The organism is Pseudomonas sp. GL-R-19 (assembly GCF_019956375.1).
Lineage (GTDB): Bacteria > Pseudomonadota > Gammaproteobacteria > Pseudomonadales > Pseudomonadaceae > Aquipseudomonas.
Genome location: NZ_JAHBDJ010000020.1, coordinates 75,627 through 91,428 on the forward strand (window position 1 = coordinate 75,627; position 15,802 = coordinate 91,428).

Genomic DNA, 15,802 nt, shown 5'->3' on the forward strand with positions numbered 1-15,802 from the left:
GCGGTTTCTCTGTGGATCCCGTCATGCCGAAAAGGCGACTGCTACGCAGTCGAGCGGGAGCAAGCTCCCTCGCCACAAATTGCGTTCGTTAGATCAATGTCTCGATACGCAAAGAGTTAGTCGACCCCGGTTGCCCAAACGGCACACCCGCAGTGATCAACAGCGTGTCGCCACGCTGCGCCATGCCCTGGGCCTGGGCAATTTCCAGTGCCGTGGAGCAGACTTCATCGACCTGACGGAGGCGGTCGTTGACTACCGAGTGCACGCCCCACGCCACACTCAGACGACGAGCGGTCTGCAGGTTCGGTGTCAGGTTGAGGATTGGCACCGTCGGCCGCTCCCGCGCCGCGCGCAGGCTCGACGCGCCGGACTCGCTGTAATTGACCAGCACCGCCACCGGCAGCACGTTGCTGATGCGGCGAATGGCGCAGCTGATCGCGTCGGAAACGGTCGCCTCGGCTTTCGGTCGGCTGACGTCGAGTTGGGTCTGATAGTCCGGACCGTTTTCCACCTGGCGGATGATCTTGCTCATCATCTGCACGGCTTCGAGCGGATATTCGCCGGAGGCGGTTTCCGCCGACAGCATCACCGCGTCCGCACCTTCGGCCACGGCGTTGGCGACATCGGTGACCTCGGCGCGGGTTGGCGCCGGTGAGAAGCGCATCGACTCCAGCATCTGCGTCGCCACCACCACCGGTTTGCCGAGCTGGCGGCAGGTGCCGATGATGTTCTTCTGAATCTGCGGCACGCTTTCGGCCGGCACTTCCACACCCAGGTCACCCCGGGCGACCATGATCGCGTCGCTCAATTCGGCGATCTCGCGCAGTTGTTCGACGGCCGAGGGCTTCTCGATCTTGGCCATCAGGAACGCCTTGTCGCCGATCAGGGAGCGGGCTTCGCGGATGTCGTCGGGACGTTGCACGAACGACAGCGCCACCCAGTCCACACCCAGTTCCAGGCCGAAGGTCAAGTCACGGCGATCCTTGGCGGTCAGCGGGCTCAGGTCGAGCACCGCTTGCGGCACGTTCACGCCTTTGCGATCCGACAGTTCGCCGCCATTGAGCACGGTGGTGTCGATGGCGTCGGCGTACTTGGTCACTACCCGCAGGCGCAATTTGCCGTCGTCCAGCAGCAGATCCATGCCTGGCTCCAGTGCGGCGATGATTTCCGGGTGGGGCAGGTTGACCCGGCGCTCATCGCCTGGCGTGGCATCGAGGTCCAGGCGCAGGGCCTGACCGCGCACCAGTTGCACCTTGCCTTCGGCGAACTTGCCGACCCGCAGTTTCGGGCCTTGCAGGTCCATCAGGATGCCCAATGGATAGTTCAGCTGACGCTCGACTTCACGAATCCACTGAAAACGCTGGGCGTGGTCGGCGTGATCGCCATGGCTGAAGTTCAGGCGGAAGATGTTGACCCCGGCCAGCACCAGCTCACGGATGGCGTCGATGCCGTCGATGCCGTCGGTGGCCGGGCCGAGGGTGGCGAGGATTTTGACCTTTTTATCAGGCGTCATGTTTAGTGCTCTCAAGGATCAGAATGGCGCGGAAGTCGTTGACGTTGGTACGGGTCGGCTCGGTGACGATCAGGGCGTCCAACGCCTCGAAGTAGCCGTAACCGTTGTTGTTGTCCAACTCGTCGCTGGCGCTCAGGCCCAGGGCGGCGGCGCGGGCGTAGCTGTCCGGGGTCATGATCGCGCCGGCGTTGTCTTCGGAGCCGTCGATGCCGTCGGTGTCACCGGCCAGCGCGTAGACGCCCGGCAGGCCCTTGAGGTTGTCGGTCAGGCTCAGCAGGAACTCGGCGTTGCGCCCGCCACGGCCATTGCCGCGTACGGTCACGGTGGTTTCACCGCCGGAGAGAATCACACAGGGCGCCGCCAGCGGCTGACCGTGCAGGACGATCTGTCGTGCGATGCCGGCGTGGACTTTCGCCACCTCGCGGGATTCGCCTTCCAGGTCGCCGAGGATCAGCGGACTGAACCCGGCCTGGCGGCATTTCACCGCCGCCGCTTCAAGGGATTGCTGCGGGCGGGCGATCAACTGGAAATGACTGCGGGCCAGGCTCGGGTCGCCGGGTTTGACGGTTTCCGACTCGGGGCTTTGCAGCCAGGTGCGCACCGAAGCCGGAACCTCGATGGCGTAGCGTTTGAGGATCGCCAGCGCTTCGGCCGACGTGCTCGGGTCGGCCACGGTAGGGCCGGAGGCGATGACCGTGGCGAGGTCGCCCGGCACATCGGAAATCGCATAGGTGTAGACCGTGGCAGGCCAGCAGGCTTTGCCCAGGCGGCCGCCCTTGATCGCCGAGAGGTGCTTGCGCACGCAGTTCATCTCGCCGATGGTCGCGCCGGACTTGAGCAGGGCTTTGTTGATCGACTGCTTGTCGGCCAGGGTGATGCCGACCGCCGGCAGGGCCAGCAGGGCAGAGCCACCGCCGGAGAGCAGGAAGATCACGCGGTCGGATTCGTTCAGGTCGCTGACCAGTTCCAGCACACGCTTGGCCACGGCCAGGCCGGCAGCATCCGGTACCGGGTGCGCGGCTTCGACCACTTCGATTTTTTCGCAAGGGGCGCCGTGACCGTAGCGGGTCACCACCAGGCCGGACACTTCACCCTGCCAGCAGCGCTCAACCACTTGGGCCATGGCGGCGGCGGCTTTGCCTGCACCAATGACGATCACGCGACCGCTGCGGTCGGCAGGCAGATGGGCTTCGAGGACTTGTTGCGGATGCGCCGCGTCGATGGCTGTGGCAAACAGCTCGCGCAGCAATTGTTGCGGATCGACCGACATGGCGGGCTCCCGGAATTCTTGTTATTGGAGAACGGCTAGAACCCCTGTGGGAGCTAGCCTGCTAGCGATTCAGGCACTGAGGTCTATCAGACACACCGCGTCGATTTCATCGCTGGCAGGCTAGCTCCCACAGGTTTTGCGGCAGGGGCTTACTTCTTGTCGCGAATCGAGAAGTTCGCCATGTGTTCCAGGCCCTTGATCAGCGCCGAGTGGTCCCAGTTGCTGCCACCAATGGCCGCGCAGGTGCTGAACACTTGCTGGGTGTTGGCGGTGTTCGGCAGGTTGATGTTCAGCTCCTTGGCGCCTTGCAGGGCCAGGTTCAGGTCCTTCTGGTGCAGGCTGATGCGGAAGCCCGGATCGAAGGTGCCCTTGATCATGCGCTCGCCGTGCACTTCGAGGATCTTGGAGGACGCGAAACCGCCCATCAGTGCTTCACGCACCTTGGCCGGATCGGCACCGTTTTTCGAAGCGAACAGCAGGGCTTCAGCCACGGCCTGGATGTTCAGGGCCACGATGATCTGGTTGGCCACCTTGGCGGTCTGACCGTCGCCGTTGCCACCGACCAGGGTGATGTTCTTGCCCATGGCCTGGAACAGCGGCAGGGCGCGTTCGAAGGCGTCGGCATCGCCGCCAACCATGATGCTCAGGGTCGCCGCCTTGGCGCCGACCTCACCGCCGGATACCGGGGCGTCGAGGTATTGCGCGCCGTTTTCGTTGATCCTGGCCGCGAAAGCCTTGGTGGCGGTCGGCGAGATCGAACTCATGTCGATCACCACTTTGCCTTTGCTCACGCCCGCAGCGATGCCGTCGGCACGGAACAGCACGTCATCGACCTGCGGGGTATCCGGAACCATGACGATGATGAATTCAGCTTCCTCGGCGACTTGCTTCGGGTTCGCCAGGGCAACGGCACCGCCGGCAATCAGGTCGGCAGGGGCTGCGTCGTGGTGCGCCGACAGGAACAGGCTGTGACCGGCTTTCTGCAGGTTCGCCGCCATTGGGTGGCCCATGATGCCGGTGCCGATAAATCCGATTTTAGCCATGAGAAAATCCTCTTGTTTTTGTGCTTTCTGTAGGAGCGAGCTTGCTCGCGAAGGGGTGTCAATCGACACCGGTGTGGCTGACACACCATCGCGAGCAAGCTCGCTCCTACACAGGGTTCAGTGTTAGATCACGTTGTGGGTTTTCAACCAGCCCAAACCCGCTTCAGTGGTGGTCAGCGGCTTGTATTCGCAACCGACCCAGCCCTGATAGCCGATGCGGTCCAGGTGTTCGAACAGGAAGCGGTAGTTGATTTCACCGGTACCTGGTTCGTTGCGCCCCGGGTTGTCAGCGAGCTGCACATGATTGATTTCGCCCAGGTGCGATTGCAGGGTGCGGGCCAAATCGCCTTCCATGATTTGCATGTGATAGATGTCGTATTGCAGGAACAGGTTGGCGCTGCCGACCTGCTCGCGAATCGACAGGGCTTGCGCCGTGTTGTTCAGGTAGAAGCCTGGAATGTCACGGGTGTTGATCGCTTCCATCACCAGCTTGATACCCGCCGCTTGCAGCTTGTCGGCGGCGTACTTGAGGTTGGCGACGAAGGTCTTCTCCACGGTGGCATCGTCAACGCCCTGCGGACGAATACCGGCCAGGCAGTTGACCTGGGTGTTGCCCAGCACTTGCGCGTAAGCGATGGCCAGGTCGACACCGGCACGGAACTCTTCAACCCGGTCCGGCAGGCACGCGATACCGCGCTCACCCTTGGCCCAGTCACCGGCCGGCAGGTTGAACAACACTTGGGTCAGACCGTTGGCGTCGAGCTTGGCCTTGATTTCGGCGGAGCTGAAGTCGTACGGGAACAGGTATTCGACACCACTGAAGCCGGCATTGGCGGCCGCTTCGAAACGGGCGAGAAAGTCCTGTTCGGTGAACAGCATGGACAGGTTGGCTGCGAAACGCGGCATGGTGGTCTCCCGTTGAAAATTAATGATGATGGCTATCTGTAGGAGCTGCCGCAGGCTGCGATCTTTTGATCTTGATCTTCAAAATCAAAGATCAAAAGATCGCAGCCTGCGGCAGCTCCTACACAGGGGCATCAAGCCATAGCGGATCAGTCGAGCAACGAAATCGCAGTCGGTGCGTCGTCGCCGACCAGCGCCAGGTCTTCGAATTCGTTGACGGCGTTGATCTCGGTACCCATGGAAATGTTGGTCACGCGCTCCAGGATGATCTCGACGATCACCGGAACCTTGAACTCTTCGATCAGCTCCTGGGCCTTGCGCAGGGCAGGCTGGATCTGGGCCGGTTCAAACACGCGCAGTGCCTTGCAGCCGAGGCCTTCGGCAACTGCGACGTGGTCGACACCATAGCCGTTGAGTTCCGGCGCGTTCAGGTTGTCGAAGGACAGCTGCACGCAGTAGTCCATGTCGAAACCGCGTTGTGCCTGACGGATCAGACCCAGGTACGAGTTGTTCACCACAACATGAATGTACGGCAGCTTGAACTGCGCACCCACGGCCAGTTCTTCGATCATGAACTGGAAGTCATAGTCCCCCGACAGGGCCACGACTTTACGGTTCGGATCAGCCTTGACCACGCCCAGTGCTGCCGGAATGGTCCAGCCCAGAGGGCCAGCCTGACCGCAGTTGATCCAGTGACGCGGCTTGTAGACGTGGAGGAACTGCGCGCCGGCAATCTGCGACAGACCGATGGTGCTGACGTAGCAGGTGTCTTTGCCGAACACCTGGTTCATCTCTTCGTAAACCCGTTGCGGCTTGACCGGCACATTGTCGAAGTGAGTCTTGCGCTGCAGGCTGGCCTTGCGCTGCTGGCAGTCTTGCAGCCAGGCGCTGCGGTTCTTCAACTTGCCGGCGGCTTGCCATTCGCGAGCGACTTCGATGAACACGGTCAGCGCGGCAGCGGCGTCGGAAACGATGCCCAGGTCCGGGGTGAACACGCGGCCGATCTGGGTCGGTTCGATATCGACGTGAATGAACTTGCGGCCTTCGGTGTACACGTCAACGGAACCGGTGTGGCGGTTGGCCCAACGGTTGCCCACGCCCAGAACCACGTCGGATTTCAGCATGGTCGCGTTGCCGTAGCGGTGCGAAGTCTGCAGACCCACCATGCCCACCATCAACGGGTGATCATCCGGGATGGCGCCCCAGCCCATCAGGGTCGGGATAACCGGAATACCGGTCAGCTCGGCGAACTCCACCAGCAGGTCGGCGGCATCGGCGTTGATGATGCCGCCACCGGCCACCAGCAATGGACGCTCGGCCTGATCCAGCATGGCCAGGGCTTTTTCAACCTGGACGCGGGTAGCGCTCGGCTTGGCCAATGGCAGTGGCTGGTAGGCGTCGATGTCGAATTCGATTTCGGCCATCTGCACGTCGAACGGCAGGTCGATCAGCACCGGGCCTGGACGGCCGGAGCGCATTTCATAGAAAGCCTTCTGGAACGCGTAAGGCACCTGGCCCGGTTCCATGACGGTGGTCGACCATTTGGTGACTGGCTTGACGATGGTGGTGATATCGACAGCCTGGAAGTCTTCCTTGTGCATACGGGCGCGGGGTGCCTGGCCTGTGATGCAGAGGATTGGAATCGAGTCGGCCGAGGCGCTGTAGAGCCCGGTGACCATGTCGGTACCGGCAGGGCCGGAAGTGCCGATGCACACGCCGATGTTGCCGGCCTTGGTGCGGGTGTAGCCCTCGGCCATGTGCGAGGCGCCTTCAACGTGGCGAGCGAGTACGTGATCGATGCCGCCGACCTTTTGCAGGGCGGAGTACAGCGGGTTGATGGCGGCACCCGGGATGCCAAAAGCGGTATCGACCCCTTCACGGCGCATCACCAGAACGGCGGCTTCGATTGCTCTCATTTTGCTCATGGTTTTGTGCCTCTTTACGTTTTGTAATTGTATACAAGTGGCTTTGCGCAGAGTGTATTCACGGCGGACGGCGCAGGTCAATCCATTTTCTCAAGCGGCCGTTTCATTCGTCGGAAGCCCTTTCTACTGTGGCTTTTCGTCGCATGTGGCGCTTTTCGAGAATTATTGTATACAAAAAAATAGTTCATTGTGTTCTATTTATTGCATCGGGCTGCCGCGCAGCCCAACGACTTTCCGAAAAACAAAATGAGGACGGCACCATGAGCGCTTTAACCTTGAAAGTCGCAGTCAACCTGGTCAACGAGGCCATCACCGCAGGGCGTGCAATCTCTGCGGCGCCCTTGACCATTGCGGTACTGGACGCCGGCGGGCATCTGATCGCCTTGCAACGCGAAGACGGCGCCAGCCTGCTGCGCCCGCACGTCGCCATCGGCAAAGCCTGGGGCGCCATCGCGCTGGGCAAGGGTTCACGCCTGCTGGCGCTGGACGCCCAGCAACGCCCGGCATTTATCGCCGCGTTGAACAGCCTGGGGCAGGGCAGCGTCGTGCCGGCACCGGGTGGTGTGCTGGTTCGCGATCAGGACAGGAATGTACTGGGGGCGGTGGGGATCAGCGGCGATCTGTCGGATGTCGACGAGCAGTGCGCGATCAATGCGATCGAGGCGTTGGGGTTGGTGGCGGATGCGGGGGTGGCGGCTTGATCTTCGCTGATTGAATTACCGCTTCCGTCGGAACGCCGCCCGGAGCAAGCGCGCTCCCACATTGGATTTTTTGCGTACACAAATTTTGTGAACGACAGCGATCAAGTGTGGGAGCGGGCTTGCTCGCGAAGGCAATCTCCCAGATACATCCAGCTAAAGGTCTGCCCCACAATCCTGTAGTCGCTGAACTAGCCTTTCCATGACTTCAACATGAGAGAGGGCAAGGGAATGCCTGAGCTGTCAGCATCACACCGCCTGCGCATCGGCCGCTACGCCGAGCAAAACCGCATTTACCTACTGACTGCCAATACCCTGAAACGAGAACCTGTTTTCAGGGATTACACCCTTGGCAGACTGGTTGTTCATCAATTCAGGCAAGCACAGGATGACGGCTTTGCCGAGTCGTTGGCCTGGGTGGTCATGCCCGATCATTTTCACTGGCTGATTCAATTGCAAAGAGGATCGTTAGCGCAACTGATGTGTCAGGCGAAATCCTTGAGTACTCGTGCAGTCAATAAGGCAACTGGCAGAGCGGGGAGTCTCTGGCAGCAGAGTTTTCATGACCATGCGCTGAGAAAAGAAGAGGATCTGGTAAAGCTGGCACGATATGTTGTGGCAAACCCATTGCGGGCTGGGCTGGTCGAGAAGCTTGGTGACTATCCGTTGTGGGATGCCATTTGGGTTTGACCGGCAGACCGAGTTGTCTCCATTCGCGAGCAAGCCCGCTCCCACACTTGATCGCAATTCTTCTGGCGAGACTCGTTCCAATGTGGGAGCGGGCTTGCTCGCGAATAGCCTTGATGCGGTCTACCGCTCAGCCTCACACCCCTTCAGCACCAACCGGATAATCGTCTGCGCCGCCGCTTCGTAATCTTCTTCATCCAGCCGGGCTTTGCCGGTGATGGCGGTGATCTGCCAGTCGAAGTCGGCGTAGGTCTGGGTCGCGGCCCAGATGCTGAACATCAGGTGGTTGGGGTCGATGGGGGCGATTTGCCCGCGGTCGATCCAGGTCTGGATACACTCGATGTTGTGTTTTGCCTGGCCGTTGAGCTGTTCGACCAGATCGGTGCTCAAGTGGGGCGCGCCGTGCATGATTTCGCTGGCGAACACCTTGGACGCGAAAGGCAGGTCGCGGGAGATGCGGATTTTCGAGCGAATGTAGCCGCTGAGCACTTCTCCGGGTTCGCCGTCCGGATTGAACGGTGTCGACGCCTGCAGGATGGGCTCGATGATGCTTTCCAGGACCTCGCGGTAGAGGTTTTCCTTGGATTTGAAGTAGTAGTAGACGTTGGGCTTGGGCAATCCGGCCTTGGCTGCGATGTCGCTGGTTTTGGTCGCAGCGAAGCCTTTGTCGGCGAATTCCTCACTGGCGGCACGCAGGATCAGTTGTTTGTTGCGCTCGCGGATAGTGCTCATAAACCGGGTGATTCCTTGCCTGTTCTGGCGGTTGCGCATGGTATCACCGGCCTCGCGCGACGCTCAAGAATGCACCGAGACCCGTTATGCCGCGCTATGCTGCTGCGCATTCATTGCAGAAGGAAACCCGATTCATGGCAGGAAGCAGTTTGCTGGTGCTGATTGACGACATCGCCGCCGTGCTGGACGACGTGTCATTGATGACCCAAATGGCCGCCAAGAAAACGGCTGGCGTACTCGGTGACGACCTGGCACTCAACGCCCAGCAAGTCAGCGGCGTGCGTGCCGAGCGGGAAATCCCGGTGGTCTGGGCGGTCGCCAAGGGTTCGTTCATCAATAAATTGATCCTGGTGCCGTCGGCGCTGGCCATCAGTGCGTTCATTGCGTGGCTGGTCACCCCGTTGTTGATGGTCGGTGGTGCCTATCTGTGCTTCGAAGGCTTCGAAAAACTCGCCCACAAGTTCCTGCACAGCAAGGCCGAAGATCAGGTCGAACATGCTGAACTGGTCGAGGCAGTGGCAGACCCGGAAGTGGATCTGGTGGCGTTCGAAAAGGACAAGATCAAGGGCGCGATCCGCACCGACTTCATTCTCTCGGCGGAAATCATCGCCATCACCCTCGGCACCGTGGCCGGTGCGCCGTTGAGCCAGCAAGTCATCGTGCTATCGGGGATCGCAATCGTCATGACCATCGGCGTCTATGGCCTGGTGGCGGGTATCGTCAAGCTGGATGACCTTGGACTCTGGTTGACTCAAAAGCCCGGGCAGATGGCGAAAAGCATCGGTGGCGCCATTTTGCGTGCTGCGCCGTACATGATGAAGAGCCTGTCGGTGATTGGCACGGCGGCGATGTTCCTGGTCGGTGGCGGCATCCTGACCCACGGTGTGCCGGTGGCGCATCACTGGATCGAAGAGGTGGGTGCGGCGGCGGGTAGCGGCGGATTTATCGTGCCGGTGTTGCTCAATGGTCTGGCGGGGATTGCGGCGGGTGCGGTGGTGTTGGTGGGCGTAATGGCTGCCAGCAAAATCTGGAAAACACTGAAAGGCTGAAGGCAACAAATAACAAATGTGGGAGCGAGCCTGCTCGCGATTGCGGTGTGTCAGACCAACCTTGTTGGTGACTGACACGACCTCATCGCGAGCAGGCTCGCTCCCACAGTGTTTTTGGGGCCCCGGGTTTACTCGGCGATCTGCAACTTGCGCGCTTCGGTATACACGTAACGCACTTTGTCGTACTCGAACGGCGAGTTCGTCTGGCCATAGCGGAAGGTGGTCTGGTAGCGCTTGTCGATGCCGCGCAGGATCAACACTTCCGGATGGTTGGAGCTGACTTCGGCCACGTTGAGGAAGTTGATCGCACTCTCGGCCGAGTAATCCACCACCAGGCCGCCGGTATCACGCAGGTTCGACGGACCGAGGATCGGCAGGACTAAATAAGCGCCGCCCGGCACGCCGTAGAAGCCCAGGGTCTGGCCGAAGTCTTCGCTTTGGCGCGGCAGGCCCATGGCGGTGGCCGGGTCCCACAGGCCGGCGATGCCGATGGTGGTGTTGAGCAGCAGGCGCCCGGTGGTTTCCAGCGAGCGCTGGCCCTTGAGTTGCAGCAGGCTGTTCATCAGATTCGGCACGTCGCCGAGGTTGTTGAAGAAGTTGCTGACGCCGGTGCGCAGGAAGTTCGGGGTGACGTAGCGGTAACCATTGACCACCGGCAGGAACACCCATTGATCGAAGCGGTAGTTGAAGTGATAGACGCGCCGGTTCCACTCTTCCAGCGGATCGTAGACGGTCAGCGCGCTGAGGGTTGAACGCTCGAACTCACGCTGGTCCAGACCCGGGTTGAATTTGAGTTTGCTCAGCGGTTCCTTGAAACCATCACTGTCGACGACCACGGGGGCGTTGGCTTTGCTGTTGTCGGCATTGGCGACGCCTGCACAGAGTAACGCTGCGAAAAGCAGGAGGTATTTAGCCACGGAAGAACTCCAGCATGGCGTCGCTGTTGACGCGGTAGTTAATGTTTCCGCAATGGCCGCCCAGCGGGTAAACGGTCAGGCGATCGCCAAAGGTCCGGCGCAGGAAACCGAGGTCGCCAGGGCCGAGGATCACGTCATCGGCGTTGTGCATGACGGCGATTTTCGGGCTGTCGTGCAGATAGTCCTTCAGCGCATACAGGCTCACCTGGTCTATCAGTTGCAGCAGGCTGCCGCCGTCGGTGCGGGCGCGCCACATCGGGATCACTTGTTCGGTGATGTAGCAGTCGAAGTCGCATTGCAGCGCACGCTTGAGGAATGGGGTGAGGCTGGTGCCCTCGGTGATCGGGAACTTGGGGGGGGTGATCAGGCCGCGACGGTTGACCAGGTCCGAAGTGAAGGCAATGTCGGCCGCCGAAAAGCGGAACGAGGTGCCGATCAGCATGGCCATCTGCTCGTTGGACAGGTGCTGCTTGGACTGCTGGAAGTCGTAGAGCAGGGCGTCGTTGAGGTCGATGTAGCCCTTCTGCTGGAAGTAGCGGGTCAGTTTGTTCAGTACCAGTTCATAGAACGTGGTGCTGTTGTTGATGCCCTTGACCTCGGTCTGGACCAGCTTGTCGAGGTTGGTGATCGAGGTGTAGAGGTTGACCGGCGGGTTGAGCAGCAGGACTTTCTTGAAGTTGAAGCTGCGGCGGGTTTCGTCCAGGTGCGCGACGAAAGCGGCATCCAGTCCACCCAGGCTGTAGCCGGTCAGGTAGTAATCGGTGACTGGCAGTTTCGGGTTCTGTGCCCGTACGGCCTGCATCACCCGGTACAGGTCTTCGGCGTCCTCCTTGGACACACCCGGTGTGGCGAAGCGTGATGCGGCGCTCATGAAGTCATAGCTGGTGGGCGATGACAACTGCACCACGTGGTAGCCGGCTTTGTAATAAAGCTTCTTCAGGTATTCGTTCAGGGTGCTGTCATAGCGTGCGCCGGTGCCGGCGATCAGGAAAATCAGTGGTGCGGCGTGATCCTGCGTGGCAATGCGGTAGTCGAGTTTCTTGACCGCCCAGAAATTATCCGGCAATTCGAACGCCCGTTCCGGACGCAAGGTGACGCTGCGCACTGCCTGATCGATGTCATCGTCCAGAGGCAACTCCGGACGCAAGTCCGGCGGCGTGGTCGCGATGGTCGCCTCGAACGGGTTGGTCAGGGGGTAGCCATAACTGGCGGCATCTATATCGACCGCCAGTGCGGACGCACTCAAAATAAGGCCGCCAAACAGGGCGGCGAAGCGCAAGGAACGGAGCATGACTAAATCCCTTAGAAGAAGGTGCCGAATGAATTTCGCAGGCTATGACCATCGGATCTGCGCCAAAGTGCCAACCATCGGCACGAAACAGGCCTGATTGCGCAGTCGTAGTAGCTGGACGATACACTTTGCCGCGATTGAAAGACCAGTTAACAGTTGTTATCGCTTGCGAAACGCTTTCGGGCGATTAAGCTGGCCGCCGTTTTTCGCCAATTGGAGTGTTTCATGTCTCGCCGCCTGCCCGTGATTCTGCTGCTTGTATTGCTGCCTGTATGGCTTGTCGCCAGCTATGGCGCGCGTTATGGCTTCATGGAGGATGCGCAGTGGGTCGGCATTTGCGTGGATGAGGCAAGCCGCTGGGAATGCCAGGTGCGTTCGAACCTGGGGCTGATGATCCACTTCGGGGTGCTGGGCTGGGCTGCGCTGGGTGCGGCAATCATCGGCTTTGTCGTACCGGGGCGGGCAGGCTGGTGGTTGGCAGCGCTGGCGCTGGTGTTCGGGTTTCCGGCGCTGGCGTTGTACAACACGACGCTGGCGGTGTTTGCGGTGGTGATTGCCGGGTTGCGGTTGGTCAGGGCTGCTCGCGGCGTTTAAAAGCCCGTCTTCGTCGGAACGCCGCCCGGAGCAGGCTCGCTCCCACAATAGATCCTCAGTGAACACAACATTTGTGTGCGACCAAGATCAATTGTGGGAGCGAGCCTGCTCGCGATGAGGCCAGTCGGGTCGCTAAAGAATCAAGCTGTACGAACCCGCAGGCAACGCCACAACGCAGCCACCATCAACACACTCACCAGCGCCCAACCCCAGGCCTGTTGATTCTGCAAACCTTCACGAAACAACTGCGGTGCAATGCCGGCACCGATGATGAAAGTCAGCAACGCAACCTCGCGGCGCGGCACATTCACCGGGCGGCACAGATAAACCAGCGCAGGCACGATGAACGCGACACTCGGGAAGCTGCGATAACGCGGATCGAACACCAGTTCCAGCATCATCACGGCTGCAGCGAAACCTTTCGTTGCAACCAGCCAGCCAGCACGGCGTTCCAGCAAGTTGAAGGCCCGCCCACGCCAACCGCTGCGAGGACTCAATGTCAGCGCGGCATGGGCCAGCACCAGCAGGTTCAGCGCGGTCAGCAATCCGACCCATAACCATTCACTGGTAAAGCGCGTGGTCACCCGTGCCAGGTCACCCCAGGCGCCTATCGAACACGCCGCCAACGCACCGAGCAAGGGCAGCACCAGCGCCGAACGCGTCGTACGAACCCGGCCACCGAGCAGTAACGTGCCGATGAAGATCAAGCCACCCACCGCCAGCCATTGCGACCAGTAGGGTACGTTTGTCACTGGCCCGGCCAGCACGCCCTTGTCCTGGCGATCGGCATCGAAAAGCCCCCAGTAACCACCCACTGCACCTTCACTGGCGCGTTTCCAAGGCTGGTCGAAGGCTTCGATCAGGTTGTAGTGCCAGCCCCGTTGCTCGGCCATGGCGACAAAACCGCGAATGAACCTGGCTTCGTTGACCCGGCTCGGCAGGGCCGTTTCGCGTTGGCGACCTTCACTTGGCCAGCCGGTTTCGCCGATCAGTACATCCTTGGGCGCGAACTTGTTGCCGAACACCTGGCGTACTTCGGCCACATGTTGCAGGGCAGCGTCGATGTTCGATGGATCATCTTCCCAATACGGCAGCAAATGGATGGTCAGGAAGTCTACGGCGGGGGCGATTTCCGGATGCTTGAGCCAGAACTCCCAGACGTCGGCATAGGTGACAGGCTGTTTGACCTGGCTTTTGACCTTGTTGATCAGTTTCGCCAATTGCGCGCCGGTGACTTCCTTGCGCAACAGGGTTTCGTTGCCGACGATCACCGCGCTCACCACATCCGGGTTGGCATTGGCCGAGGCGATCAGCAGGTCGACTTCTTTTTCCGTGTCCACCGGGTTGCTGTTCACCCATGCGCCAATCATCATTTTCAAGCCGTGCTTGCGCGCCAGTTCCGGCAGGGCTTCGAGGCCGGTCATGGAATAGGTGCGGATGCATTCGAAGCTTTTGGACAGCAGCGCGAGATCGGCATCCATGCGCTCGGGGCGCAGTTTGAAGGGCAGGTCGAACGGCGATTGATCCTTGTCGAACGGCGTGTAGGACGCGCATTGCAGCTTGTGCGTTGCGCTGGCCGCGTCCGGCAATATCACCGGTTTACCGAGGCCATACCAGAAGCCGCCCAGGGCAAACAGCCCGAGCAGGCAAGCGAATAGATAAGCTGCAAAAGGGAAGCGGGATGTCGCGGACATGGAAAGGCCGTGTGGGAGCAAAGCCGCGCATGTTACCTGCATTTACCGCGTGCTTGGTGGCCCGCATGATTTTGACATGCAATGTTCGGGCGGAGTCTACGATGCGTTGGTCGCGCTCAGGATTAATGGCGTTCTGATGTCGTTTCTCGTTGCCTCGATGTCGCTGGCAGAGCAGGTCGCCAAGAGCGTCAGGTTGATCATCGAAGGCGTCAGTACTCCGCTGATGTTCGAACGAGTTTGCGGTTAGGCGTGATGGGGGCGCTGTGCACCATAACAATACGTTTAAGCGGCTCGGCATCCGTCGAGCGCAGCACTTTCGGGGAAGTAACGATGAAGATGCGACGACTCTTGGGCGCAGGTGCCGCTTTGGTGCTGGCGATCAGTTCTACCGTGGCCAGTGCCGCCGGCAAGGAAGTGACGATCGGTTATGTCGACGGCTGGTCGGACAGCGTTGCCACGACCAACGTGGCTGCGGAAGTGATCAGGCAGAAACTCGGTTATGACGTGAAGCTGCAAGCCGTCGCCACCGGGATCATGTGGCAAGGCGTGGCCACCGGCAAGCTCGACGCCATGCTGTCGGCCTGGCTGCCGGTGACCCACGGCGATTACTGGACGAAGAACAAGGATCAGGTCGTCGATTACGGCCCGAACTTCAAGGACGCGAAAATCGGCCTGATCGTGCCGGAATACGTCAAGGCCAAGTCCATTGACGACCTCAAGACCGACGACACCTTCAAGAACCGCATTGTCGGCATCGACGCAGGTTCAGGCGTGATGCTCAAGACCGATCAGGCGATCAAGGACTACGATCTGACCGGCTATCAACTCAAGGCCAGTTCCGGCGCCGGCATGATCGCCGAGCTGACCCGTGCCGAGAAGAAAAACGAATCCATCGCGGTGACCGGCTGGGTGCCGCACTGGATGTTCGCCAAGTGGAAACTGCGCTTCCTCGAAGACCCGAAAGGCGTGTACGGCGCGGCTGAAACCGTGAACAGCATCGGCAGCAAGGGCCTGGAGGCCAAGGCGCCGGAAGTGGCCAAGTTCCTGAAGAACTTCCAGTGGGAATCCAAGGATGAAATCGGCCAGGTGATGCTGGCGATCCAGGACGGTGCCAAGCCTGAAGCAGCGGCGAAGGATTGGGTCGCCAAACACCCTGATCGTGTGGCTGTCTGGACCAAGTGATTTGAGCTGACGCGTCTGGTCAGCATCTTCCAGGGTCGCTCGGCAAATTTATGCCAAGCGGCCCTTTGCTTTTTTGTAGGAGCGAGCTTGCTCGCGATGGGCGTGAACGTTAACGCGTGCTGTCTGAAAAAGTGCGGCGCCTTCAAAATCATCGCGAGCAAGCTCGCTCCTACAATTTGGACTGCACCCCAAAAGTTGGACACCAACCCTGACTTTTGGCGGTGTTTCCATGGGCAAGTTTTCGCTTCAGTTCAAAATTACGGCCATTGAGGCTTATATCAACGGCAATGAAGGCTTTCGCAAG

Annotated in this window: 14 protein-coding genes; 5 read left to right on the forward strand and 9 right to left on the reverse strand. The window is 60.3% G+C overall.

The features are described 5' to 3' along the window. Positions 1 to 88: 88 nt before the first annotated feature. The 5 genes from pyk to gcl form a co-directional block, all read right to left on the reverse strand. Positions 89 to 1,513, reverse strand: a complete 1,425-nt coding sequence (pyk, locus tag KGA83_RS12210) for a pyruvate kinase (RefSeq protein WP_223529808.1) — start codon at positions 1,511 to 1,513, stop codon at positions 89 to 91. After that, positions 1,503 to 2,783 carry a glycerate kinase gene (locus KGA83_RS12215; RefSeq protein WP_223529809.1) on the reverse strand — a complete coding sequence of 427 codons (1,281 nt, stop codon included), beginning with the start codon at positions 2,781 to 2,783 and terminating at the stop codon, positions 1,503 to 1,505. Before KGA83_RS12215 ends, pyk begins: the two co-directional genes overlap by 11 nt. 149 nt (positions 2,784 to 2,932) lie before the next feature. Next, a complete protein-coding gene (locus tag KGA83_RS12220; RefSeq protein WP_108218688.1) occupies positions 2,933 to 3,826 on the reverse strand; it encodes a 2-hydroxy-3-oxopropionate reductase in 894 nt (297 codons plus the stop codon). A 123-nt stretch (positions 3,827 to 3,949) separates the two neighbouring features. Then, positions 3,950 to 4,732, reverse strand: a complete 783-nt coding sequence (gene hyi / locus KGA83_RS12225; RefSeq protein WP_108218689.1) for a hydroxypyruvate isomerase — start codon at positions 4,730 to 4,732, stop codon at positions 3,950 to 3,952. Positions 4,733 to 4,878: 146 nt separating this feature from the next. Continuing rightward, positions 4,879 to 6,654, reverse strand: a complete 1,776-nt coding sequence (gene gcl / locus KGA83_RS12230) for a glyoxylate carboligase (protein ID WP_057715848.1) — start codon at positions 6,652 to 6,654, stop codon at positions 4,879 to 4,881. A 260-nt stretch (positions 6,655 to 6,914) separates the two neighbouring features. Between gcl and KGA83_RS12235 the strand changes: the two genes are divergently transcribed. Both KGA83_RS12235 and KGA83_RS12240 read left to right on the forward strand, forming a co-directional pair. Next, complete coding sequence (locus tag KGA83_RS12235; RefSeq protein ID WP_108218691.1) at positions 6,915 to 7,355, forward strand: GlcG/HbpS family heme-binding protein; 441 nt, start codon at positions 6,915 to 6,917, stop codon at positions 7,353 to 7,355. Positions 7,356 to 7,583: 228 nt separating this feature from the next. Further along, positions 7,584 to 8,042, forward strand: a complete 459-nt coding sequence (locus KGA83_RS12240; protein WP_108218705.1) for an REP-associated tyrosine transposase — start codon at positions 7,584 to 7,586, stop codon at positions 8,040 to 8,042. Positions 8,043 to 8,162: 120 nt separating this feature from the next. Here KGA83_RS12240 and KGA83_RS12245 read toward each other — a convergent pair whose 3' ends face one another. After that, positions 8,163 to 8,771, reverse strand: a complete 609-nt coding sequence (locus tag KGA83_RS12245; protein ID WP_108218692.1) for a TetR/AcrR family transcriptional regulator — start codon at positions 8,769 to 8,771, stop codon at positions 8,163 to 8,165. 134 nt (positions 8,772 to 8,905) lie between these two features. On the opposite strand from KGA83_RS12245, the gene KGA83_RS12250 reads away from it, so the two are divergent. Next, the gene (locus tag KGA83_RS12250; protein WP_223529810.1) at positions 8,906 to 9,820 is read left to right on the forward strand and encodes a DUF808 domain-containing protein; all 915 of its coding nucleotides are present in this window, start codon (positions 8,906 to 8,908) and stop codon (positions 9,818 to 9,820) included. A 128-nt stretch (positions 9,821 to 9,948) separates the two neighbouring features. On the opposite strand, the gene KGA83_RS12255 is transcribed toward KGA83_RS12250, so the two are convergent. Beyond that, positions 9,949 to 10,737, reverse strand: coding sequence for a VacJ family lipoprotein (locus KGA83_RS12255; protein WP_108218693.1), 789 nt, complete (start codon positions 10,735 to 10,737; stop codon positions 9,949 to 9,951). Continuing rightward, entirely contained in the window at positions 10,730 to 12,028 is a 1,299-nt protein-coding gene (locus KGA83_RS12260) for a serine/threonine protein kinase (RefSeq protein ID WP_108218694.1), read from the reverse strand. The genes KGA83_RS12255 and KGA83_RS12260 overlap by 8 nt, the downstream gene beginning before the upstream one ends. A 225-nt stretch (positions 12,029 to 12,253) precedes the next feature. Here KGA83_RS12260 and KGA83_RS12265 point away from each other — a divergent pair, with 225 nt between their 5' ends. Continuing rightward, positions 12,254 to 12,622: a hypothetical protein gene (locus tag KGA83_RS12265; RefSeq protein WP_108218695.1), complete on the forward strand. Its 369-nt coding sequence runs from the start codon at positions 12,254 to 12,256 to the stop codon at positions 12,620 to 12,622. A gap of 140 nt (positions 12,623 to 12,762) precedes the next feature. Here KGA83_RS12265 and KGA83_RS12270 read toward each other — a convergent pair whose 3' ends face one another. Next, positions 12,763 to 14,358, reverse strand: a complete 1,596-nt coding sequence (locus KGA83_RS12270) for a glycosyl hydrolase family 17 protein (protein WP_223529811.1) — start codon at positions 14,356 to 14,358, stop codon at positions 12,763 to 12,765. A gap of 288 nt (positions 14,359 to 14,646) precedes the next feature. Here KGA83_RS12270 and KGA83_RS12275 point away from each other — a divergent pair, with 288 nt between their 5' ends. Then, complete coding sequence (locus tag KGA83_RS12275) at positions 14,647 to 15,498, forward strand: glycine betaine ABC transporter substrate-binding protein (RefSeq protein ID WP_108218697.1); 852 nt, start codon at positions 14,647 to 14,649, stop codon at positions 15,496 to 15,498. Positions 15,499 to 15,802 lie beyond the last annotated feature (304 nt).

What these genes read in the sequence shown, in the direction of transcription:
- KGA83_RS12270 (WP_223529811.1), bottom strand. Translation starts at nt 14,358, where the DNA reads ATGCAGGTAACATGCGCGGCTTTGCTCCCACACGGCCTTTCCATGTCC.
- KGA83_RS12260 (WP_108218694.1), bottom strand. Translation starts at nt 12,028, where the DNA reads ATGCTCCGTTCCTTGCGCTTCGCCGCCCTGTTTGGCGGCCTTATTTTG.
- KGA83_RS12220 (WP_108218688.1), bottom strand. Translation starts at nt 3,826, where the DNA reads ATGGCTAAAATCGGATTTATCGGCACCGGCATCATGGGCCACCCAATG.
- hyi (WP_108218689.1), bottom strand. Translation starts at nt 4,732, where the DNA reads ATGCCGCGTTTCGCAGCCAACCTGTCCATGCTGTTCACCGAACAGGAC.
- KGA83_RS12245 (WP_108218692.1), bottom strand. Translation starts at nt 8,771, where the DNA reads ATGAGCACTATCCGCGAGCGCAACAAACAACTGATCCTGCGTGCCGCC.
- gcl (WP_057715848.1), bottom strand. Translation starts at nt 6,654, where the DNA reads ATGAGCAAAATGAGAGCAATCGAAGCCGCCGTTCTGGTGATGCGCCGT.
- KGA83_RS12250 (WP_223529810.1), top strand. Translation starts at nt 8,906, where the DNA reads ATGGCAGGAAGCAGTTTGCTGGTGCTGATTGACGACATCGCCGCCGTG.
- KGA83_RS12265 (WP_108218695.1), top strand. Translation starts at nt 12,254, where the DNA reads ATGTCTCGCCGCCTGCCCGTGATTCTGCTGCTTGTATTGCTGCCTGTA.
- KGA83_RS12215 (WP_223529809.1), bottom strand. Translation starts at nt 2,783, where the DNA reads ATGTCGGTCGATCCGCAACAATTGCTGCGCGAGCTGTTTGCCACAGCC.
- KGA83_RS12275 (WP_108218697.1), top strand. Translation starts at nt 14,647, where the DNA reads ATGAAGATGCGACGACTCTTGGGCGCAGGTGCCGCTTTGGTGCTGGCG.
- KGA83_RS12235 (WP_108218691.1), top strand. Translation starts at nt 6,915, where the DNA reads ATGAGCGCTTTAACCTTGAAAGTCGCAGTCAACCTGGTCAACGAGGCC.
- KGA83_RS12240 (WP_108218705.1), top strand. Translation starts at nt 7,584, where the DNA reads ATGCCTGAGCTGTCAGCATCACACCGCCTGCGCATCGGCCGCTACGCC.
- pyk (WP_223529808.1), bottom strand. Translation starts at nt 1,513, where the DNA reads ATGACGCCTGATAAAAAGGTCAAAATCCTCGCCACCCTCGGCCCGGCC.